Below are 21,875 nucleotides of genomic sequence, written 5' to 3' on the forward strand. Positions count from 1 at the left end.
GGGCCTGGTCGTGCGGTGGATGCTGACCCGCCGGGACGCGCCCGTGTCGTAGGCTGACACCTGTTCGCGTCACGGGTACATCTGTTGACTGAGGAGCCGGGCTTGACCGCGGTACTGATCTCCCCCGAAGAACTCCGGAAATCGCTGGCGGACAGCGGGAGCCGGGTGCATCTGCTGGATGTGCGATGGGCGCTGGGCGATCCCGACGGGCCCCAGCACTATCTCGCCGGCCACATTCCGGGCGCGATCTTCGTCGATCTGGAGACCGAGCTGGCCGCGCCGCCGTCCCCGGCGCACGGCCGCCACCCGTTGCCGAGCCTCGCCCACCTGCAGAAATGCGCCCGCAGCTGGGGTCTGCGCACCGGTGAGCCGACGGTCGTCTACGACGCCACCGGCGGCATGGCCGCGGCGCGGGCGTGGTGGCTGCTGCGCTGGGCGGGCGTGCGCGACGTGCGCATCCTCGACGGCGGCCTGCCCGCGTGGGAGCGCGCCGGCGGCGATCTGGCCGTCGGCGCCGAACCCGATCCGAAGCCCGGCGACGTGGTGCTCACGCCCGGCAATATGCCGGTGGTGGAAGCCGACGAGGTCGCGGACTGGCGGGGCGCGCTGCTGGACGCGCGAGCCGGGGAACGCTATCGCGGGCAGGTCGAGCCGATCGACCCGCGCGCCGGACACATCCCCGGCGCCGTGAGCGTGCCGACCGCGGAAAACCTCACGCCCGAGGGCACTTTCAAGACCCCGGACCAGCTGCGGGCGCGGTTCTCCGATCTCGGCTCCGGCCCGGTGGCGGTCTACTGCGGTTCCGGAGTGACCGCCGCCCACCAGATCGCGGCCCTGTCGGTCGTGGGAGTGTCGGCGGCGCTGTATCCGGGTTCGTGGTCGCAGTGGTCGTCGGATCCGGAGCGCCCGGTCGCCACAGCGCTGGATTGACGCGAATCAGCCCACGGCCCCGGCCGCGAGGGCGGCGCGCCAGTCACCGTATTCGCTGATGTCCTTCCCGTCGGCGGCGGCGCTCCCGTCACATCCGAATGCGGTGTGCCAGGTACCGTCGGCGAGTTCGACAGCCCCCAGCTGCATCGGCGCCGGCAGTGCCGCGAGGAAGCGGCCGAGGGCGGCAGGGGCGAGCAACCAGCGTTCACCCGCGACCGACACACCACCCTCGCAGCGGGTCACCGCCGGTTTCGGTGGCGTGGTGTCCAGGGCGGCGAGACGATAAGCCGCGGCCGTGCGGACCGGCCCGGCCCAGCGCGCGCCGAGCGCATGCAACTGGTGTTCCAACGGCTGGCCGCGCAGATGCGCCCCGAACACGATCAGCTCGCACACCGGCGCCACCGACAGCGGCCACGGCCGCGTGATCTCCGCGTCGCCGGTGATCGAGACGGCGATGTCCAACGCCACCGCGTCCTCGAACGGCCGCGCGAAAACCGTGATGCCGAAACAGGATTCGCCCGCCATTCCGGCGGGCACGGCCACGGCGCACAGATCGAACAGATTGCAGAAATTGGTGTAGGTGCCCATGCGGGAGTTGATCCCGATCGGATCGGCCTCGACCTGTGCGATGGTGGGATGCATCGGGGTGGTCGGCGCGAGCAGGGCGTCGGCGTCGCCCAGGCTGTCCATCGCGAGCGCGCGCAAGCGCTCGAGTTCGGCGCGGTCGGTGACCAGCCGACGCGCCGGAATCTCGCGCGCGGCGCGGATGATGCTCGCGACGGTCGGATCGACCGCATCCGGATGCGTCTCGATGAATTCCCCTACCGCGGCGTACCTTTCGGCCACCAGCGCCCCACCGTAGAGCAGCCGGGCCGCGGCCAGGAACGGCGCCGGGTCGATCTCCACGATGGTCGCCCCGCGCTGCCGGAGCGCGGTGACGGTCCGGTCGAACGCCGCCCGCCACACCGGATCCAGTTCCGGCAGGTCGGCGAAGATCGCCACGGTCGGGCGCGGCGGCGCCGCCAGCCGGGTATCGGCGGGCCAGGCGCGGCCGGGCGCACCGGCGGCCATCACCCCCATCGCCTGATCGGCCCGCGCCGGGTCGGCGGCGAAGATCGTCACGCAGTCGTAGGAACGGCAGGCCGGGACCACCCCCTCGGTGGAGACGACGCCCACGGTCGGTTTGATGCCGACGATGCCCTGCAGCGCCGCCGGAACACGCCCCGACCCGGCGGTATCGGTGCCGATCGCGATATCGGCCGCACCGGTCGCGACGGCCACCGCCGAACCGGAACTCGAACCGCCCGAGATGAATGCGGGACGCCGCGAGTCCGGGACGGCCCCGTAGGGCGAGCGGGTGCCGACCAGACCGGTCGCGAACTGATCCATATTGGTCTTGCCGACCACGACCGCACCCGCGGCGCGCAGGGCCGCGACCGCGGGCGCATCGCGGTCGGGCAGGTAGGCGTAGTCCGGGCAGCCGGCGGTCGTCGGCAGGCCCGCGACGTCGACGTTGTCCTTGACGGCCACCCGCAGACCCGCGAGCGGGCCGGTGCCGTGCGGACCCGGGTCGTCGGATCGATGAATCCAGATGCTCAATTCGGACTCCTCACCCTCGTTCGTGCAACTCGCCGGCTGCCTGCCACGAATCACGCTCGGCGGCAAACGCTTCCGCCTGCACGGCGCGGAAGTCGGCGATGGATTCGGCGTTGGCGGACAGGAAATCGCGATAGGCGGCGAGCCGGAATTCGCCCTCCTCCGCGCGCAGTGCGCCGCGGCCGCGAGCGAAGTCGGCCCGCAGGTCCAGCAGCTCCTCCGCCGACACCGGATACCAGCGGATGCGATCGAAATACCGCAGCAGCCAGGGATCCTCGGCGTCGCCGGTGGAGCTGTGATCCCACACCTGTGTGGTACGCCCGACGAATTGATATCCGCCCGGTCCCTCCATGCCGTAGATGCACAGATAGGCGCCGCCGATGCCGACCGCGTTCTCCGGCGTCCAGGTGCGGGCCGGATTGTATTTGGTGGTGACCAGGCGGTGGCGCGGATCGGTCGGGGTCGCGACCGGTGCGCCGAGGTACACGTCGCCGAGGCCGAGCACGAGGTACTCGGCGGCGAAGACGGTGTCGAAAACGTCTGCCACCGTGGATAATCCGTTCATCCGGCGAATGAACTCGATATTCCAGGGGCACCACGGCGCATCCGCCCGCACGCCGTGCATATAACGGGTGATGGCCTCGCGGGTGGCCGGATCGTCCCAGGACAGCGGCAGGTGCACGGTGCGGCTCGGCACCACCAGTTCCGTGACCGCGGGCAGAGCGGATTCGGCCTCGCGCAGCAGGCGCAACAGTTTCGGCGTGGCCAGCCGGTCCGGATCGAAACGTACCTGCAGCGAACGGATTCCGGGTGTCAGCTCGGTGATCGCCGGCTCGGCGTATTCGAGCAGATGCCGGTGCAGGGCGTGGACGCGGGCGCGCAATGCGAGATCCAGCGTCATATCACCGTATTCGACGAGGATCCCGTCGTCGCCGGCGCGGCGATAGGTGACGGTGGTGGTGTCGTCGGCGTCGGCGCGGGCCAGGATGCCGTCGTCGCCGTCACCGCCGTCGGACAGCACGATCGGCCAGTCGGCTCGCCGGGCCGGGCCCAGGGCGCGGATCGAGGCGGCGCGGTCGGCGCGTACCGGGACGAAGCGCACGGTGTCACCGGGGCAGAGCTGCCCGAGCTTCCAGCGCTCCGCGGCGACGACCGTGACGGGACAGACGAATCCGCCGAGGCTGGGTCCGTCCGGACCCAGCAGGATCGGCGTATCACCGGTGAAGTCCAGGGCGCCGATCGAGTAGGCGGTGTCGTGGATGTTCGAGGGGTGCAGTCCGGCCTCGCCGCCGTCGCTGCGCGCCCAGTGCGGTTTCGGCCCGATCAGCCGCACCCCGGTCCGATCGGAGTTGAAATGCACCTCGTAGTCGGTGCCGAGAATGGTGTCGATATCGGCGCGAGTGAAGAATTCCGGCGCGCCGTGCGGGCCCTCGGTGACCGCGAGTTCCCATCGGCGCGTCAGCACCGGCTGCTCGGCCATCGGCACCCCGGACCCGACGGTGCCGGTCGGCTCGCCCAGGGGTAACCGATCGCCGGCGCGAAGGGCGGCGCCGGTGCCACCGCCGAACCGGCCGAGCGTGAAAGTCGCTGTGCTGCCGAGGTATTCGGGCAGGTCGAGGCCGCCCTCGAACAGGACGTAGGTCCGCATTCCCGGTCCCAGCACGGCACCGACATCCAGCGTGCCGCCCGCCGGAACCTCGACGGTGCGCCACTGACGTATGCGCTCGCCGTCGACGGTCACCGTCGCGGGCGCACCGGTCACGCACACCCGGGTCGCGGTGCGGAATCGCAGCGCGGGCCCGGCGAGGGTGCATTCGAGGCCGGCCGCGCCCTCGTCGTTGCCCAGCGCTCGATTGCCGAGCCGGAACGACAGATCGTCCATCGGTCCCGACGGTGGGACGCCGACGTGCCAGTAGCCGACGCGGCCCGGCCAATCCTGCACGGTGGTCTGCATTCCCGGCCGCAGCACCTCGATGTCGGCCGAGTCGGATTCCAGAGTCGCTGTGCCGGTGCCGATTTCGGCTGCAGTCGTCATTGCGTCACCACCATCCGTACCGGCGTCGGATCGAATCCGTTGCACGGGTTGTTGATCTGCGGGCAGTTGGAGATCAGGACCAGTGTGTCGATCTCGGCGCGCAGCGTCACCGACTTACCCGGTGCGGAGAGCCCGTCGACGATGCCGAGGGTGCCGTCGGCCTCGACCGGAACGTTCATGAACCAGTTGATGTTCGAGACCAGATCGCGTTTGCCGAGCCCCCAGCGCAACGCCTCGGTGAGGAAGTTCTCCACGCAGGCGTGCTGATGGCGGGTGTGGTGGCCGTAGCGCAGCGTGTTGGATTCCTGTGAGCACGCGCCGGCGATGGTGTCGTGGTTGCCGACCTCGTCGGCGACCACGGTCATCAGTGCCGTCCCCGATTCGGTTCGGAGCACGCTGCCGGTGGTCAGGAAGATATTGCGCTGCGCGGCGACGGTCGCCTGGGCACTGTAGCGGTCGGTGTGATCGGCGGCCGAATAGAGCAGGCAGTCCACCGCCTGGTTGCCGTACAGGTCGATGATCTGCCACTGCTGACCCGCCCGGACCACGGTCGACCATGGTGCGCAGGCGGCTACGGTCTCGTCCAGGACGACGGTGCGTTCGGTAACGGTGGTCATGCGATCGCCTCCGGATCGTGTGCGGCCAGCCAGGCCTGTTCGGTGTTCTCCACGGCCCGGCGATATTCCGGCTCGGTGTCGGCGTCGTTCGGTTCCGCGGCGCCGCGCCAGGCGACGACGTCCAGCGCGGTGGCGGGCCGGTCGTCGAGTGGATGGCTGCCGTTGGCGATGAGAACGGTCAGCGGCAGGTGGATCAGCAGTTCGACCGAGCGGCCCGGACCGGCGCTGCCGGTGGCGGTGAGAGCACCGTCCGCGCCGACGCGCACCCCGCGGAACAGGGCGACCGATGGGCCGATATCGCGCGGTGTGAGACCGTGTTTCGCGCCCGCGACCCGCAGTGCCTGTCGTACCCGCGGTGTCGGTCCGCACAGCGTGTCGTGGTGGCCGGACGTATCGGCGACGATCGTGGCGAGCACGCGTCCCTGATCCGAGAGCAGCGGATGCCCCGGACCCGGATAGGCCTGCCACGGCACCTTGATGGTGTCGGCGACGTTCAACCGTTCCCACGGCGCCTCGGCCCGCAGGAGCAGCAGGTGGGCGCCGGCCGCGCCGTCCGGATCGGCCAGCCGGAGCCGGGTGCCGCGGGCGAGTACCGCGGTGGTGTAACCGTTGCCCGGAACACGGTGGGCGAAGGTCACTTTCGCGGGATCGACGCCCTCGGGCAGATCGGGACCGGCGACCGTGGCGACCGCGGCTTGCGCTCGCGCGTGGTCGCGGGCGCCGACGGTGGAGGCGGTTGCGGACATGATGTCTCCTCGCAGAGTCGGATGGAATGTCGCTCAGGCGGGTTGCGGTGCGGGCCGGGCTTCGGCGGCCGCGGCGCGGGGGGTGACGATGCGGTGCACCACCGCGCCCACCGTGACGGTCAGGAGCAGGAACAGCGGCGCGGCCCAGAGCATCCACCAGCCGCCGCCGGCAGGCGTGTACACCTCCGCGCGCGGCCAGGCCAGATTCACCGCCATCGCGATGCCCCACACCACCGCCGCGACGTTCACCGCGATGCCGTAGCGGCCCAGCGAGAACAGGCCGGGTTCGGCGGGAGGCAGCCCACGCAGCCGCCGGACCAGCAGCGGGACGGTGACCAGCAGATACGCCACGTACAGCGTCACGATGCAGACGCTGGCCAGCGTCGCGAACAGCGCGGCGTTGCCGAGGTTCACCACCAGCAGCGCCACGGCGAGCACGCCGATGATCACCGCGGGCAGGATCGGGGTGCCGAAGCGCGGATGCACGGCGGCCAGCTTGGATGCGAACGGCAGGCGCCCGTCGCGGGCCATCGAGAAGATCAGCCGGGAACCCGCGGTCTGAATGGCCAAGGTGCACACCGTGATCGCGACCGCGACACAGCACAGCAGTACGGTGCCGGCCGGACTGTCGAGTTTGGCGGTGATCACGTAGGCCAGTCCGTCGGTGGCCAGGTGGCCGTCGGTGATGCTTGGTGCGGCCATCAACGCGCCCAGCAGAAGCAGGCCGCCGCCGAGGGCGGAGGCGGCGAGCGCCAGCAGGATGGTGCGGGGCGCGACCCGGCGCGGATTCTTCGTCTCCTCGGAAAGCTCTCCGGCGGAATCGAATCCGACCATCACATAGGCGGCCATCAACCCGGAGACCAGGAACGCCGCCCAGTACGGGCCGGGCGCCGCCTGGTCGGTCTGCAGCACCACATCGGCGCCGCGTTCGGTATGGGTGAAGAACAGGGCGATGACGGCGAGCACGCCCACGATCTCGACGGTGACGCCGATCGAATTGATCCGGGCCATCAGGTCGATGCCGATCACATTGATCACCGTGGTGATCACCAGCAGCACGCTGCCCAGCAGGACGGCGTTCGCCGCGCCGTCGGTGGAGGTGAGCGCGGTGTCGGTGCCGATCAGCTGGAAGCCGCTCCAGATCGAGGGCAGCACGACTTGCAGCGCGATGGCGGCCGCGGCGGCCGTGACGATCTGCGCGATGATCATCATCCAGCCGGCGAACCAGCCCACCACCTCACCCGCGAGCCGCCGCGACCACTGGTAGATGCAGCCCGAAATGGGATAGCGCGCGGCGAGTTCGGCGAAATTCAGCGCGACGAGGAACTGGCCGGCGAACACGATCGGCCAGGTCCAGAAGAACGCGCCGCCGCCGAATCCGTAACCGAATCCGAAGAATTGGAAGATGGTGGTGAGGATCGAGACGAAGGAGAATCCCGCGGCGAACGAGGCGTAGCGGCCGAGTTTGCGATGCAGCACCGGCTGATATCCGAAGCGTTCGAGATCGGCGCTGTCACCGGTCGGGGATTGGGAGGGTGGATCGAGTGCGATGGCCATGGGCTGTCCTTCGGCGTGGCGGCCAATATCTATCAGGTGACAGTTTTGCGGGCCGGATCGCGCTTTCGGTGACGGCTGTGTATCGCTTGCGGTAACCCGCGTAACGTCTGCGTTGCCGGTATTTCTGTCGAGTGACAGATATTTCACAACCGCAGGTGGGACGCGGTGTGCGCCACGGTGGCGATCCGCGACGCGGGGACGGTGGCAGGATGAGGCGGTGACACACCTGGGTCCGGGCCGTCCTCGCGTCGATCAGCGCAGCCGTCGCGGGCGGACGCCGCGCGCCGAGATCCTCGACGCCGCAGCGGAATTGTTCACGGCCAACGGCTACGGCAGCACATCCACCCGCGGTATCGCCGATGCGGTGGGTATCCGGCAGGCCTCGCTCTACCATCACTTCGCCGCCAAGGACGACATCCTGGACGCGCTGCTCGCCGAAACCATCACCGGCGCACTGGAATTGGCCGAGCGGTTGCGCGCCGAAACCGAGCCGGCGGCGGTCCGGCTGTACGCCCTGGCCCGTGCCGACGTGCGCCAGCTGTGCGCCGCCAAATGGAATCTCGGCGCCCTGTATCTTCTGCCCGAACTGCGCAGCGACCGATTCGCCGACTTCCGCAGCCGCCGCGCCCGGTTGCGCCGCCACTACGAGGAACTCGCCGCCGCGGCGATCGAGGCCGCGCCCACCGGCGTCCCCGGCGCGCATGTCCTGCCTTTCCGAATGGTGGAGACGGTCATCAACATCCGCTCCGACGAGGGCACCGCACCCGATTACGCGGAAACCACCATCCCCGACGCCGCGCTGCGCCTGCTCGGCGTCACCGACGACCCGGCGGCGCTGCGTGCCGCCGCCCAGCGGCTGCTCCGGCGACTGGATGCGGGCGAATGATTCGACCGGTTCGGCAAACGGTTCGCGAGGAGCGGCCGAGCCGGTCGTGGCATCAGGGGCATTGCCGGGCGATGCGGGCGAGCGCGGCGTGGTCGGCTGCGGTGATGGGCAAGCGGTATTGCGCCGCCGTGGTGAGGTACTTTCCGGCGTAGAAGCAGTGATAGGCCCCGGCGGGTGGAAGCCAGTCCGCGGGAGTGCGATCGCCCTTGTCCATATTGGCCGGACCGTCGACGGCCAGCAGGTTGAATTCGATGTCGTTGGCGAAGCGCACCCGCTGTTCGGGCGACCAGGCCGCCGCACCCATATCCCAGGCGGCGGCCAGTGGGTAGACGTGGTCGATCTGCACGTCCCGGGCCCGCGCCTTGTCGAAGATGATCGAGCGGCCGGTGTACGGATCTCGCAGTGTGCCCGCGAGCACCACGCAGTCACGCGTACCCGGCCGGAATCTCACCTCGCGCAACTGCCGGGCCAGCACGCCGTTGCGGGAATCGCATCCGTCGTGCCCGCCCGGTCCGTCCTGATCGTCCGACCACGCCGGCCCGAACACACATCCGTGCCCCGCCCCGCAGTCCCGGTCGTACCCGCCCGGATGCGGCCGCCGCGCCACCACGGCCACCGCGCCCAGCAACTGCTCGATCCGAGCCCGGCTCGGACTCCCCGGCGCGGGGTCGGGCCCGCCGACGATCCCGCATGCCGTCATCGCCATGACGACGACCACCACCGCTGCCCACCCCGCCCGCCGTCCCCACCGCATACCCCAGATCTACCTGCCGCGCCCGACAACTTCGGTGCCGAAGGACCTGCACGGGGTGCGTTCGTGCGATACGCCCGGATCGGATGACACCGCAGCCGTGCGCCGCCTCCGTCGCGTCGGCCACGACGACACCGGGTGCACGCGCATCCGCCTGCCGCTGTGTGGACCCGCGCGCGGTCGCGCCCCCCACCGGCCACGACCTGGCGTGTCGGTGCGAGCTGATTGGATGGAGGACATGCTGCACGGTTTGTGGTCGCCGGGGTCCGGGTTGGTGCTGTGGCGCCTGCCCGAGTCGGCGGCACGGCCGGAGGAGGAGGCATTCGGCGAGTTGCCCGACCCGCTGGGCGCGATCGCGCGGTCGGCGCGCTTCCGGCATCGGGTGCGGGTGCTGGTGCCCGGGGGAGCCGGACCGGAAGTGGCCGAGGTGCGCGGGCACGCCTTGGCGCCGGAGGTGGCCGCCCGGGTACTCACCCAGGCCCTGCCGGAGACGGCGGTGGCGGCGGATCTGCGTTTTCTCGCCCATGTGGCCCGCGGACTGCGGCGATGGGTGCGAGCCGGGCGGATCGTGCCCGAACTGCACCGCGCCGACGGCGAGTGGTGGGTGCGGTGGCGGCTGGTGGGCGGGCAGCGGCAGCGAGCCTGGCTGGCCGAACTGGCGGCCGCGATGCCGCCCGCGCTGCGGGTGCCGGATGCCCGGTCCGCGGCCTCGATCCTCGAGGACTTCGTCACCGAACTCGCCGACCCGCTCGTCCGGCTCGAGCTGAGCGTCCGGGAACCGTCGCATCCGCTGACGGCCGCGCTGGTCGCGGAGGTCCCGCTGGAATCGGGATCGCATCGTGTGGCCTCCGTGCTCGACGAGTGGCGCGCGAGTCTCACCGTCGGCGAGCCGGAACTGGTCCTGCGCCTGCTCGAACCGGACGACGATCCCGACGACGATCCGCAGGCGGTCGACGCCCTGTGGCGGCTGGAGGTCTGCCTCCGGTCGGAAGGTGAAGCGCCGCAACCCGTTCCGATCCAGGGCGATCCGGCACTGATCCGGCTCGCCGGGGAGAAGGTGGCCGCCGCGGTCCAGGCCTATCCGCGGCTGCAGCAGGTGCCGCGCGACCCGTACGGGATGGATTTCCTGCTCCCGACGCCGGTCGTGCAGGAGCTGGTCGCCCACGGTGCGCACGAATTGCGTTCGGCGGGAGTGCATCTGATGCTGCCGCGGGCGTGGCGCATCGTCTCGCCGAGTATGCGGTTGCGGGTACAGTCTCCGGCCGCCACCGAAACCGCGGTCGGACTCAGTGGATTGGTCTCCTATCGCTGGGAACTGGCCCTGGGGGATACGGTCCTCACACCGGCGGAGATGGGCCGGCTGATCCAGGCCAAATCGGATCTGGTGCGGTTGCGCGGTCACTGGGTGCAGGCCGATCAGCGCAGCCTGGCCGCGGCGGCCGCCTATCTGGAGGGCAAGGTCGACGAACGCCCGGCGACGCTGACGCAGCTGCTCGGCGAGATCGCGGCCACCCAGGTGCGTCAGGTTCCGATCGAGGAAGTGACCGCGACCGGCTGGGTCGAGGAACTGTTCGACGGTGTCCGCTCCGGCGACCCGGTCGATCCGCCCGCCGGCCTGAAGGCGCAGCTGCGTCCCTACCAGCTGCGCGGACTGTCGTGGCTCGCGACGATGAACCGTCTCGGCTGCGGCGCCATCCTCGCCGACGATATGGGCCTCGGCAAGACGGTACAGGTGCTCGCCTTGTTGCTGCACGAGAATGAAAGTGCCGCAACGGATTCCGTTCCGGGGCCGACGCTGCTGGTCTGCCCGATGTCGGTGGTCGGCAACTGGCAGCGCGAAACCGAGCGCTTCGCCCCGGGATTGCGAGTGCTGGTCCATCACGGTTCGTCGCGCCGCTCCGGCGCGGAATTCGATGCGGCCGTGGCCGATTCCGATCTGGTGCTGACCACCTATGCGCTGCTGGCGCGCGATGTGGAGGAGTTGAAGCGCCAGCCCTGGGAGCGCGTCGTCCTCGACGAGGCCCAGCACATCAAGAACGCCGCCACCCGCCAGGCCCGCGCCGCCCGCGCGATCCCGGCCCGGCATCGGCTGGCGCTGACCGGAACTCCGGTGGAGAACAGGCTCGAGGAACTGCGGTCGATTCTGGATTTCGCGGCGCCGAACGTGCTGGGCAAGCCGTCGGAATTTCACGCGCGCTTCGCGGTGCCGATCGAACGCGAACACGACGAGAACGCGGTCAGCCGCCTGCGCGCCGTCACCGCGCCGTTCGTCTTGCGCCGGGTGAAAACCGATCCGTCGGTCATCTCGGATCTGCCGGAGAAGTTCGAGATGACGGTGCGCGCCAACCTGACCGTCGAACAGGCCGCGCTGTACCAGGCGGTCGTCGACGATATGCTCGCGCAGCTGAAGGCCTCACGCGCCACCGGTTCCAGCGCGGTGAACATGGCTCGCCGGGGTGCGGTCCTGGCCGCGCTCACCCGGCTCAAACAGGTGTGCAACCACCCCGCGCACTTCCTCGGCGACGGGTCGGCGCTGCTGCGGCGGGGCCGTCACCGCTCCGGCAAGCTGGCCCTGGTCGAGGATGTGCTCGAATCGGTCCTGGCCGAGGGGGAACGGGCACTGCTGTTCACCCAGTTCCGCGAATTCGGTGATCTGATCACCCCGTATCTGAGCGAGCGGTTCGGCACCGCGATCCCGTTCCTGCATGGCGGCGTCGCGAAGAAACGCCGCGACGGGATGGTGGAGCGCTTCGCCGAGGCCGACGGACCGCCGATCATGGTGTTGTCGCTGAAGGCGGGTGGTACGGGACTCAATCTCACCGCCGCCAATCATGTGGTGCACCTGGATCGCTGGTGGAATCCGGCGGTGGAGAACCAGGCCACCGACCGCGCCTTCCGCATCGGTCAGCGCCGCGATGTGCAGGTGCGCAAACTGGTCTGTGTCGACACCATCGAGGAGCGCATCGACGATATGCTCACCGGCAAACAGGAATTGGCGAATCTCACCGTCGGTACCGGGGAGAACTGGATCACCGAACTGAGTACCGACGAATTGCGCGACCTGTTCATGCTCGGCGCCGAGGCGGTGGGCGAATGAGTCCGGCGCCCGAGTATCCGGTTCCCGATTTCAGCGTCTACGGCAAGCGCCGCCCGGTGCGCGGCGGCGTCGAACCTCGCAGCCGCCGTGGATCTTTCGCGCGATCCTGGTGGGGGCGGGCCTTCCTCGACGCCGTGGAGCAGGTCGCCGACGCCGGCCGGCTCTCCCGGGGGCGCACCTACGCCCGCTCCGGACAGGTCGTCAACTACCACATCGAACCCGGCGCGGTGGCCGCCGAGGTGCAGGGCAGTCAACCGCGGCCGTTCACCTCGGTGCTGACGCTGCGAGTGTTGCGTGACGACCGGCTGGACGAACTGGTCGGGCAGGTCCGCGGCACACCCGGCATGCTCGCCCAGCTCGCCTCCGGCGCCCTGCCGCAGGAGCTCGGCCCGCTGCTGTTGCCCGATACCGCCGCCGAACTCGACTTCTCCTGCACCTGCCCGGACGACGGCTGGCCGTGTAAACACGTCGCCGCGCTGTGCTACATCGTGGCCGAACGCCTCGACGAGTCCCCGGCGATCATGCTGACCCTGCGCGGCCTCGATCTCGACACCCTGATTCGCGGGGTGCAGGAGGACAGCGGCCCGACCGTCTCCGACGACATCTACGGCGAGAACGTGGTCCTGCCCGACCTGCCGGCGCCGCAGTTCCGTGCGGCGATCGAGGACCTCGATCCGATTCCCTTGCGGCAGGCGCTGCGGATGACCAGTGAGGACGAATCGGTCGCCGAGGCCGGTATGCGCGAATTGCGCGCCCTCTACCGGGCTCTCGAGAGCTCGGGCTGACCCATATGCTGGCGTGGTGCCCGAAGATCCCGTCGACGATCTGGATGCCGCGGTTGCGCTGCGGCGTCCGGTGCGCCGGGTGGTGTCGCTGGTCCCGTCGCTGACCGAGGCCATCGCGGTGAGCCGCCCGGAGTTGCTGCTCGCCGCCACCGACTGGTGCACCCATCCGCCGGGACTGGCGGTGGAACGGGTCCGGGGCACGAAGAACCCGAATCTGCGCCGGATCGCCGAACTGGCGCCGGATCTGGTGGTGTGCAATCAGGAGGAGAACCGCCGCCTCGATGTCGAGCGGATGCGCGAGGCGGGAATTCCGGTGTGGGTCACCCGGATTCGCACCGTCGACGAGGCCTTCACCTCGATGACGCGGCTGTTCGACATCGCTCTGGGCGGTGCCGTGCCGTCCTGGCTGTCCCGCGCCCGTGAGGTCTGGTCCGTCCCCGCGCCGAACCCGCCGATCGATGCGGTGATCCCGATCTGGCGCAAGCCGTGGATGGTGGTCGGCCGCGATACCTTCACCGCGGACCTGGCCGGTCGGCTGGGGCTGAACCTGGTTCATGCCACGGGGTCCGAGCGCTATCCCACGGTGACGGAATCCGAGTTGGTGCAGGGCGTTCGGCTGGCGGTGCTGCCGGACGAACCGTACGTCTTCACCGCGACCGACGGTCCGGAGGCGTTTGCGGGCATCCCGGTCGCCCTGGTGAGCGGCCGCGACCTCACCTGGTACGGTCCGTCGCTGGTGGAGGCGCGCGGGCGGCTGACCGCTCAGCTGGCCCGCGTGGTCGGCACCTGAGCGGGGATCTGTTCGAAGGTGTAGTCGCCCAGGTCGAAATGGGTTGCGCGCCAGGCCGCTTCGACGGTACTCATCGGTTTCAGCGGCACATCGCCGTGTTTGTCGAAGTAGTAGCTGTTCGAGATCGCGCAGCTGTCCTGCCAGAAGACCTGTCCGCCGCGTCGTTCCAGCATCTCGCGGAAGTATCGCTCGTTGGCGGCCGCGGTGACCTCGATGCGATGGGCGCGCTTGCCGCGCGCATGACGTAGCAACCGCAGGATGTGGGAGGTCTGCATCTCGATCAGCGTGAAATACGACGCGCCGTTGTATCCGTAGGGTCCGATGATCGAGAAGAAGTTGGGAAAGCCCGGCACGCTGACGCCCTCGTAGGCCTGCAGGCGGTTCTCGTCCCACCATTTCTCGAGGTCACGGCCGCCGACCCCGGTCATGTCGAAGGTCGGCATATTGCCCGATTCCATGACCTTGAAGCCGGTCGCGAGAATCAGCACATCGGCCGGATATTCGGTGCCGGCCGCCGTGCGCACACCGGTGGGGGTTATCTCGGCGATCGGATCCGTTTCCAGCGTCACGTTGTCGCGGTTGAAGGTCGGCAGGTAATCGTTGGAGAAACCCGGCCGCTTACATCCGAGCGCATACCGCGGGGTGAGTTTGTCCCGGACCGCCGGATCGTGCACCTGGCGCCGCAGATGGGCCAGTCCGGAGCGCTCGCCGAGTCTGGCCAGCGGCAGATTCGAATAGTAGTGCGCCGACAGCGGGAAGGTCAGTTCGACGAACGCCTGGCTCGCCAAACGCGAAATCGCCTGTCCGCCCGGCAGATACCGCAGCGCCCAGCGCGCGGGTGTGGGCAGCGTGGTGTCCGGCCGCGGCAGGCACCAGATCGGCGTGCGCTGGAAGACCGTCAGCTCGGCGACATCCGGCGCGATGGAGGGAATGACCTGCACCGCGGACGCACCGGTCCCGATGATCGCCACGCGCTTGCCGCGCAGGTCGCGGGCGTGGTCCCAGCGTGAGGTGTGCATGGTGAGACCCGAAAACGATTCCACGCCGGGGATATCCGGTAGCTTCGGGCGGGTCAGCACACCGGTCGCGCCGATGACGTAACGCGCGGTCAGGGTTTCGCCGTCGCCGGTGCGCAGCGTCCACACCGAGGCGTCCTCGTCGAATTCCGCGGCGGTGATCGTCGTGCTGAACCGGATGCGCGGTCGCAGCCCGTATTTGTCCACGCAGTGTTCGGCGTAGTCCTTCAGTTCGCGGCCGGGTGCGTAGATGCGCGACCACCGCGAACTCTGCTCGAACGAATACTGATAACTGAACGAGGGGATGTCCACGGCGATGCCGGGGTAGGTGTTCCAATGCCAGGTGCCGCCCACGCCGTCGGCGTCGTCGACGATCAGGAAGTCCCGGAAACCGGCCTTCCGCAAGGCGATCGCCACCCCGATACCGGAGAATCCGGCGCCGACGATGATCACTTCGTGGTCGATGGCCATGACTGCTCCCGTGCCGTCCTCGGCCAGGGCACCTGACTGGCCGCACCTGCCACCAATTAACCGCGCGGTGGCCGGGATGTCAACGCCGGACCGTCTCAGGCCGGGCCGTAGGCCCGCAGGAAAGCATCGGCGGCGGCGTCGGCGATCTCGTCCAGTTCGGCCGGCTCCACGGCACGCGTGCCGAGCCGGGAACGAGCCTCGAGCGGTCCGGTCAGGAGCGCGAGGAAATGTTCGGCGGCGAGTTCGGGATCGCATCGGCGCAGCACGCCCGAGAGTGCCAGCCGCGCGAACCGGTCGGCCAGGGTCTGCGCCAGGCGCAGGGAGGTGCGTTCCTGCCCGGTCAGCACCAGGTCGGGAAAGGTGCCCAGCTCGGCATAGGCCAACGCGCGCAAGGCGTGCGACCGCGGTCCGGCGCAGATGTGCACGAGTTCGCGCGCGGTGGCGGTGAGCGCCGGACCAGGGTCGCCGTCGACGGCCCGCAGTGTCTCCACCGCGGCGAGACATTGCGCGCCGACCTGGTCGGCGGCCGCCTCGACCGAGCTGCGGAACAGCGTCTCCTTGTCGCTGAGGTGGTTGTAGACGGTGGGTTTGGCGACCCCCGCCTCGTCCGCGATCTCCTGGACGCAGGCGCGGCCGTAACCGCGCCTGGCGAAGACGTCGAATGCGACGTCCAGGATCGCCTGGCGCTTGTCGATGCGTCCCCGCGTGGCCGGTGCCTTCGTCACTCTCAAATCGTACGTCCAATCCGATGGACTCCTCGTTCAGCTCTTGTGGACTGTCTGGATAGTTCAGTAGATTGAACTCGACAGTTCAAATCAGGAGGTACGGATGATCATCCACACGCTGCGCTTCGCGTTCCGGCCCGAAACGTCCGAGGCGGACAAGGAACGGGTCCTGGCGGCCATCCGCCGCACGGCGTCGGTCGAGTCGGTGTCGTTCTCGGCCGTCGGCCAGGCCGTGCTGAACGACCCCGACGACGGCTACACCCACGCCTACTACTTCGGCATCGAGGATCTGGCGGCGCTGGAGCGGTATATGCACGACCCGGTCCACCTGGCCGGTGACCCGGAGATCATTCCGCACTTCGCGAAGCTGCACATCGGCCCCGACGTGTCCGACGACCCGGACCCGGAGTTGAGCGCGAAGATCGCGGCCATCAACGACCGCAAGCTCGCCATGTACCCGGAGTGGAAGGAACTGATGGCGACGATCCCCGAACTGCGCTTCGGCTGAACCCGCTACCGCCCGCCGCGGCGCACGCTCGGGTGAAAAGTCCCGGGAGACAACGCAAGTGGTGTGCCGCCGGGTTCAGGCCAGCAATTCCGCGTCGATGCCGTAGGTGCGCTGGGCGTTCGTGCGGAAGACCTGGTCGAGTTCCTCGGCGCTGCCGCCGCGGTCGGCCAGCACGTCGATCACCGCTTGCGCGCCGTTGGCGATACTCGTAATCGGTTTGTCCACAGGGTAATTGGAGCCCCAGATGAGACGCTGGGCGCCGAAGACGTCGAAGGCGTGGTGCAGCAGCGGCGCGGTGCGGTCCAGCAGTTCGGAGACGGGGGTCGGAATTCCCCGGACCGGCACCGGGTGGCCGAGGATCGGCATGGCCAGCCCGCTGACCTTGGCCATCACATTGGGATGGGTCGCGAGTGTGGCGATATCGTCGCGCCACTGCACGAACAGTTCGCGGCGCCGGCCCGGTTGGGTGCCGGTGTTCTTGCCGACCGGGCCGAATATCCCGGCCGGCGTGCCGAGATGGTTGAGCACGATCGTCACCTCGGGATAGCGCCGGGCCAGGGCGGTGACCTGCGGGATCTGATGCGAGTAGACCCACGCCTCGAACGACAGCCCGCGTTCGGCCAGGACCGCGAAGCCGTCGAGGAAGGCCGACTCGGTCAGGGCGCCGTCCGCCCGGCAGAACGACCGCACCCCGGCGTCCGGGTGGTGGGCGACCATGGTGCGAATGCCGCGGAACAGCGGTGACGCGGACTGATGCTTGTCGACGAGTTCGGCGAATCCGGGGGTCGCGGGATCACCGCTGCCGATGATCGCGCCCAGGGCCGGAGTGTCCACCCCGAAGGGCAGGCTGGCCACCCAGCGCGTCTCGTCGGCCTTGGCGTCCGGCGCCCGCCCTGCCCATTCCACCTCGATGTGCACCAGTCGCCTCCACCGGCACCGCGCCCAGATCCTCTCGGTAATCCGCGGGCAGATACGGCCGCAGATAGGCATCGGGAATCCCGACGAAATCGCGGTCCCGTTTGGGAGCCAGCCGTGCGGCCTTGTCGACCGGCACCGGCACGAACCGGAACAGCTTCGCCAGCATGCTGAAATCCCGCGGGGTGTTCAGCGGATCCCATTGATGGATATGTGCGTCCACAACGCTGATACCGGCGAGGTCCATGGCGCCCTTCCGTCGCGTTCGACTGTCCGCTCTCCGGCATTGTCACACGCCCGCACACACCGGCGGGCCACATCCGAACCCTTCTCACACATTGCGGCGGTATTGCCCGCCGACGGTGAAGAAACAGTCGGTGATCTGCTGCAGAGTGCAGACCCGCGCGGCATCCATCAGCACGTCGAAGACGTTGTCGTCGCCGCGTGCGGCGGCCTCGAGCCGGGCCAGGGCCGCCTGCGCCGGCTCGCGGTGCGCGGTGACGAATTCCTCGGTGCGCCGCAGCTGCGATTGTTTCTCGGCCTCGGTGCCGCGGGCCAGTTCCAGCACCTGATGGGTTTCGCCGTTCGGATTGCGGAACGTGTTCACTCCGATGATGGGTAGCGTGCCGTCGTGTTTGCGGTGTTCGTAGCGCATCGATTCGTCCTGGATACGCCCGCGCTGATATCCGGTCTCCATCGCGCCCAGCACCCCGCCGCGTTCGCTGATCCGCTCGAATTCGGCGAGCACCGCCTCCTCCACCAGATCGGTCAGCTCATCGATCACGAAACTGCCCTGCAGCGGATTCTCGTTCATCGCCAGGCCCCATTCCTTGTTGATGATCAACTGGATGGCCAGGGCGCGCCGCACCGATTCCTCGGTGGGGGTGGTCACCGCCTCGTCGTAGGCATTGGTGTGCAGGCTGTTGCAGTTGTCGTAGATGGCGATCAGCGCCTGCAGGGTGGTGCGGATGTCGTTGAAGTTCATTTCCTGGGCGTGCAACGAACGCCCGGAGGTCTGGATGTGGTACTTCAACTTCTGCGAGCGATCGTTGGCGCCGTATTTGTCGCGCATGGTGATCGCCCAGATCCGCCGGGCCACGCGCCCGATCACCGAATATTCCGGATCCATGCCGTTGGAGAAGAAGAACGACAGATTCGGCGCGAAATCGTCGATGGCCATGCCGCGCGCCAGATACGCCTCGACATAGGTGAATCCGTTGGCCAGCGTGAACGCCAGCTGACTGATCGGATTCGCGCCGGCCTCGGCGATGTGATAGCCGGAAATCGACACCGAGTAGAAATTGCGCACGCCGTTGCGGACGAACCATTCCTGGATATCGGCCATCATGCGCAGGCTGAACTCGGTGGAGAAGATGCAGGTGTTCTGCCCCTGATCCTCCTTGAGAATATCGGCCTGCGCGGTGCCGCGGACCGTGGCGAGGGTGCGGGCACGGATGTCGGCCGCCTCGTCGCCGCTGGGCTCGCGTCCGTTGGCCTCCCGAAACCGTTGCAGCGCTTGATCGATCGCGGTGTTGAGGAAGAAGGCCAGAATCGTCGGCGCCGGACCGTTGATGGTCATCGAGACCGAGGTGCTCGGCGCGCTGAGGTCGAAGCCGTCGTAGAGGGCCTTCATATCGTCGACGGTGGCGATGGAAACACCTGAGGTGCCGACCTTTCCGTAGATATCGGGACGCGGGGCGGGATCGTGGCCGTAGAGCGTCACCGAGTCGAAGGCGGTCGAGAGGCGTTTGGCCTCGGCATGTTCGGAGAGCACCTTGAAACGCCGGTTCGTACGGAACGGATCGCCCTCACCGGCGAACATGCGGGCCGGATCCTCGTTGTCGCGCTTGAACGCGAACACGCCGCCCGTGAAGGGGAATCGGCCCGGCAGATTCTCCGACCGCAGGAAGCGCAGCAGCTCACCGTGGTCGGTGAATCGCGGCACCGCCACGCGCGGAATCGAATTGTCGGACAACGTGATTCGTCGCAGCGGAGTGCGAATTTCGCGGTCGCGGACGCGGACCACCTGTTCCTCGCCGCGATAGGACTCCACGGTGGCTGGCCAATCCCGCAGCAGCGCGGCGGATTCCGGGGAGAGCTCCTCGCTCGCGCGCGCGAGTAGTCCGGTCACCGTTCGCCGCGCAGCGGAAATATCCTCCGGCGCAGGGGCATTCGTGTTCGCCGAATCCTCGGCGGCGCCCGCCGGCAGTTCCGCCAGCACCTGTTCGAAGCGCTGCACCCGCTGCGCCGCCGCCACCTGCCGTCGCGTCTCGGCATGGTAATCGCGGACGGTCTCGGCGATCTCGGCCAGATATCGCACTCGTCCCGGCGGGATGATCTGCGCGAAGCGAGTCGAGGCCCGGGTGTCGACCCGGGGCAGCACGCCGGTCTCCAGCGGCAGGCCACGCGCACCGAGCAGCCCGGCCAGATGCTGGTAGAGCGCGGTCACCCCGTCGTCGTTGAATGTCGCCGCGCTGGTGCCGAATACCGGCATATCCTCCGGCGCCGACCCGAACGCCTCACGGTTGCGCACGAGCTGGCGCGAGACGTCGCGCAGCGCGTCCTCGGCGCCGCGGCGTTCGAACTTGTTGATGGCCACCACATCGGCGAAATCGAGCATGTCGATCTTCTCGAGCTGCGAGGCGGCGCCGAACTCCGGCGTCATCACATACATCGAGATGTCCACGTGGTCGATGATCGCGGCGTCGCCCTGGCCGATACCCGGCGTCTCGAGAATCACCAGATCGAATCCGGCCGCCTTGCAGGCCAGGATCATCGCGTCGATATTGGTCGGCAATTCGTGCGCGCCGCGGGTGGCCAGCGAGCGGAAGTAGACGTGTTCGCTGTCGAGCGAGTTCATCCGGATGCGGTCACCCAGCAGCGCACCGCCGCCGCGGCGCCGGGTCGGGTCCACGGCGAGGATCGCCACCCGCAGTTTGTCCTGCTGATCGGTGCGCAACCGCCGCACGAGTTCGTCTGTGAGCGAGGACTTTCCGGATCCGCCGGTGCCGGTGATGCCGAGGACCGGGACGGTCCGGCCGGTCGCCGCGGCCCGCAGTTCGTCCAGATGCGCGGCGGGCAGCGCATCGGCCTGCAGGCAGGTCAGGGTGCGCGCCAACGCATATCGTTCACCGGCGAGAACCGCCTCGATCGCGGCCGGTTCGGCCGACAGATCGACGTCGCAGGCGCGGACGAGTTCGTTGATCATGCCGGGCAGGCCCAGGCGCTGGCCGTCCTCGGGGGAGAAGATACGCACTCCCGCCGCCGCCAGCCGTTCGATCTCCTCCGCGACGATCACGCCGCCGCCACCGCCGAAGATCTGTACGTGCCCCGCCCCGGCCTCCCGCAGCGCGCTCGCCAGATACTCGAAGTATTCGACGTGCCCGCCCTGATACGAACTGACGGCGACACCCTGGACGTCCTCGGTCAGCACCGCGTCGACCACCTCGTGGACCGCACGATTGTGGCCAAGATGGATCACCTCGGCCCCCTGCGACTGCAGGATGCGCCGCATGATGTTGATCGCCGCATCGTGGCCGTCGAACAGGGCCGCGGAGGTGACGAAACGTACGGGATGGACCGGAACGTGCAGGTCGGCCATGGGAGTCCCTTCGGCAGGTCCATTGGAAGGCAAAAACTAGGACGTCAAAGTACTAAGTCTAAGGTGATCCGGGTCACTGTGCCACCGTCGACGGCCGGATCGTCCGCTCCGTTCGATTCCCGTTGATCGCAACCCGCGACATTCGGCCCTGTTGTGGTTGCGATGGGAGCGGAAACCCTCCCTCGTCCGGACGAACAGAAGGATTGACCATGGGGCCGACCCTTACCCGGATCGCCGCCGCGGCCGTCGCGGTGGGCGTCTCGGGGCTTGTGTCCCCGATCGCGCACGCCGAACCCGAGCCGTTGGACGGATTGTTCGCGCTGGCGCCCGGGGTCTGCGCCGACGGAGCGGTGACCGGCAGCTTCTTCCGGATGATCCTGCCGACCGGAGATGCGGGCGGGCCGTACCTGCAGAACAGCGATTCGCGGTGCAGCGATCAGACGGTGACGCCGCTGTCGGCAGGCACCGACGGCGGGCTCATCGGCGGCAGCTATCAGCCGCAGCCCGCCGCGGCCTTCGACGGAGCGGGTAACGCTCGCTCGGGCCGGGTGACCACGCCGGTGCGGTTCTACGGCGTCGATTTCGCCACCGCCACCAACCCGACCGACCCACAGACCGGGTCCGGTGCCGCGGTGCCACAGATCGTCGCCGACGGGGGACAGCTGTCGGGCGATCTGAGCAGCCTCGGCGTCACCTGGAACAACCAGGTGTTCAATCAGGGCGCGCCCAAGCCGGGGGGCGGATTGCCGGGGAAGACCGGTCCGGTGCACGGAACCATCGACGACGCGGGCAATTTCGTGCTCGAGTGGACGAGTCAGATCGTCGGGGGCCCGTTCAACAACTTCACCG

Annotated in this window: 16 protein-coding genes and 1 pseudogene; 7 read left to right on the forward strand and 10 right to left on the reverse strand. The window is 68.9% G+C overall.

The features are described from left to right. Positions 1-114: 114 nt before the first annotated feature. Entirely contained in the window at positions 115-930 is an 816-nt protein-coding gene (locus tag ON23_RS05585; RefSeq protein ID WP_039776797.1) for a sulfurtransferase, read from the forward strand. A 6-nt stretch (positions 931-936) separates the two neighbouring features. Here the strand turns inward: ON23_RS05585 and atzF are convergent, their stop codons facing one another. Genes atzF through ON23_RS05610 form a run of 5 tightly spaced genes read right to left on the reverse strand, consistent with a single transcriptional unit; the run spans position 937 to position 7,481 of the window. Then, positions 937-2,529, reverse strand: coding sequence for an allophanate hydrolase (gene atzF, locus ON23_RS05590; protein ID WP_051042068.1), 1,593 nt, complete (start codon positions 2,527-2,529; stop codon positions 937-939). Between the two features lie 10 nt (positions 2,530-2,539). Next, positions 2,540-4,561: a 5-oxoprolinase/urea amidolyase family protein gene (locus ON23_RS05595; RefSeq protein ID WP_051042070.1), complete on the reverse strand. Its 2,022-nt coding sequence runs from the start codon at positions 4,559-4,561 to the stop codon at positions 2,540-2,542. Beyond that, complete coding sequence (locus tag ON23_RS05600) at positions 4,558-5,178, reverse strand: urea amidolyase associated protein UAAP2 (protein ID WP_039776787.1); 621 nt, start codon at positions 5,176-5,178, stop codon at positions 4,558-4,560. Before ON23_RS05600 ends, ON23_RS05595 begins: the two co-directional genes overlap by 4 nt. After that, entirely contained in the window at positions 5,175-5,924 is a 750-nt protein-coding gene (locus tag ON23_RS05605; protein ID WP_039776788.1) for a DUF1989 domain-containing protein, read from the reverse strand. Before ON23_RS05605 ends, ON23_RS05600 begins: the two co-directional genes overlap by 4 nt. Positions 5,925-5,957: 33 nt before the next feature. Next, positions 5,958-7,481, reverse strand: coding sequence for an amino acid permease (locus tag ON23_RS05610; protein ID WP_039776789.1), 1,524 nt, complete (start codon positions 7,479-7,481; stop codon positions 5,958-5,960). A 217-nt stretch (positions 7,482-7,698) separates the two neighbouring features. Between ON23_RS05610 and ON23_RS05615 the strand changes: the two genes are divergently transcribed. Next, positions 7,699-8,367, forward strand: a complete 669-nt coding sequence (locus ON23_RS05615) for a TetR/AcrR family transcriptional regulator (RefSeq protein ID WP_039776790.1) — start codon at positions 7,699-7,701, stop codon at positions 8,365-8,367. A gap of 52 nt (positions 8,368-8,419) precedes the next feature. Here ON23_RS05615 and ON23_RS05620 read toward each other — a convergent pair whose 3' ends face one another. Then, positions 8,420-9,121, reverse strand: coding sequence for an HNH endonuclease family protein (locus tag ON23_RS05620; RefSeq protein ID WP_039776791.1), 702 nt, complete (start codon positions 9,119-9,121; stop codon positions 8,420-8,422). 235 nt (positions 9,122-9,356) lie between these two features. Between ON23_RS05620 and ON23_RS05625 the strand changes: the two genes are divergently transcribed. The 3 genes from ON23_RS05625 to ON23_RS05635 are packed head-to-tail and all read left to right on the forward strand — an operon-like array spanning position 9,357 to position 13,790. After that, a complete protein-coding gene (locus ON23_RS05625) occupies positions 9,357-12,215 on the forward strand; it encodes a DEAD/DEAH box helicase (protein WP_174376463.1) in 2,859 nt (952 codons plus the stop codon). After that, on the forward strand, positions 12,212-13,000 hold the full coding sequence (locus ON23_RS05630; RefSeq protein WP_039776793.1) for an SWIM zinc finger family protein: 789 nt from the start codon (positions 12,212-12,214) through the stop codon (positions 12,998-13,000). Before ON23_RS05625 ends, ON23_RS05630 begins: the two co-directional genes overlap by 4 nt. A gap of 16 nt (positions 13,001-13,016) precedes the next feature. Continuing rightward, the gene (locus ON23_RS05635) at positions 13,017-13,790 is read left to right on the forward strand and encodes a helical backbone metal receptor (RefSeq protein WP_039776800.1); all 774 of its coding nucleotides are present in this window, start codon (positions 13,017-13,019) and stop codon (positions 13,788-13,790) included. Here ON23_RS05635 and ON23_RS05640 read toward each other — a convergent pair. Further along, on the reverse strand, positions 13,763-15,277 hold the full coding sequence (locus tag ON23_RS05640) for a flavin-containing monooxygenase (RefSeq protein ID WP_051042072.1): 1,515 nt from the start codon (positions 15,275-15,277) through the stop codon (positions 13,763-13,765). The two genes, ON23_RS05635 and ON23_RS05640, sit on opposite strands and share 28 nt — an antisense overlap. Before the next feature lie 95 nt (positions 15,278-15,372). Then, positions 15,373-16,002, reverse strand: a complete 630-nt coding sequence (locus ON23_RS05645) for a TetR/AcrR family transcriptional regulator (protein ID WP_083903720.1) — start codon at positions 16,000-16,002, stop codon at positions 15,373-15,375. A 103-nt stretch (positions 16,003-16,105) separates the two neighbouring features. On the opposite strand from ON23_RS05645, the gene ON23_RS05650 reads away from it, so the two are divergent. Continuing rightward, positions 16,106-16,510, forward strand: coding sequence for a Dabb family protein (locus ON23_RS05650; RefSeq protein ID WP_039776795.1), 405 nt, complete (start codon positions 16,106-16,108; stop codon positions 16,508-16,510). A 75-nt stretch (positions 16,511-16,585) separates the two neighbouring features. Here the strand turns inward: ON23_RS05650 and ON23_RS05655 are convergent, their stop codons facing one another. After that, positions 16,586-17,428 carry an amidohydrolase family protein gene (locus tag ON23_RS05655; protein WP_245555911.1) on the reverse strand — a complete coding sequence of 281 codons (843 nt, stop codon included), beginning with the start codon at positions 17,426-17,428 and terminating at the stop codon, positions 16,586-16,588. Positions 17,429-17,756: 328 nt separating this feature from the next. Beyond that, positions 17,757-21,026 carry a fused isobutyryl-CoA mutase/GTPase IcmF gene (icmF, locus tag ON23_RS05660; RefSeq protein WP_039776796.1) on the reverse strand — a complete coding sequence of 1,090 codons (3,270 nt, stop codon included), beginning with the start codon at positions 21,024-21,026 and terminating at the stop codon, positions 17,757-17,759. A gap of 209 nt (positions 21,027-21,235) precedes the next feature. Here icmF and ON23_RS05665 point away from each other — a divergent pair. After that, positions 21,236-21,875: pseudogene (locus ON23_RS05665) on the forward strand (hypothetical protein); the annotation flags it as partial.

The sequence above is a fragment of the Nocardia cerradoensis NBRC 101014 genome (genome assembly GCF_000308535.1).
Lineage (GTDB): Bacteria > Actinomycetota > Actinomycetes > Mycobacteriales > Mycobacteriaceae > Nocardia > Nocardia cerradoensis.

What these genes read in the sequence shown, in the direction of transcription:
- ON23_RS05595 (WP_051042070.1), bottom strand. Translation starts at nt 4,561, where the DNA reads ATGACGACTGCAGCCGAAATCGGCACCGGCACAGCGACTCTGGAATCC.
- ON23_RS05620 (WP_039776791.1), bottom strand. Translation starts at nt 9,121, where the DNA reads ATGCGGTGGGGACGGCGGGCGGGGTGGGCAGCGGTGGTGGTCGTCGTC.
- ON23_RS05640 (WP_051042072.1), bottom strand. Translation starts at nt 15,277, where the DNA reads ATGGCCATCGACCACGAAGTGATCATCGTCGGCGCCGGATTCTCCGGT.
- ON23_RS05610 (WP_039776789.1), bottom strand. Translation starts at nt 7,481, where the DNA reads ATGGCCATCGCACTCGATCCACCCTCCCAATCCCCGACCGGTGACAGC.
- icmF (WP_039776796.1), bottom strand. Translation starts at nt 21,026, where the DNA reads ATGGCCGACCTGCACGTTCCGGTCCATCCCGTACGTTTCGTCACCTCC.
- ON23_RS05630 (WP_039776793.1), top strand. Translation starts at nt 12,212, where the DNA reads ATGAGTCCGGCGCCCGAGTATCCGGTTCCCGATTTCAGCGTCTACGGC.
- ON23_RS05605 (WP_039776788.1), bottom strand. Translation starts at nt 5,924, where the DNA reads ATGTCCGCAACCGCCTCCACCGTCGGCGCCCGCGACCACGCGCGAGCG.
- ON23_RS05650 (WP_039776795.1), top strand. Translation starts at nt 16,106, where the DNA reads ATGATCATCCACACGCTGCGCTTCGCGTTCCGGCCCGAAACGTCCGAG.
- ON23_RS05625 (WP_174376463.1), top strand. Translation starts at nt 9,357, where the DNA reads ATGCTGCACGGTTTGTGGTCGCCGGGGTCCGGGTTGGTGCTGTGGCGC.
- ON23_RS05600 (WP_039776787.1), bottom strand. Translation starts at nt 5,178, where the DNA reads ATGACCACCGTTACCGAACGCACCGTCGTCCTGGACGAGACCGTAGCC.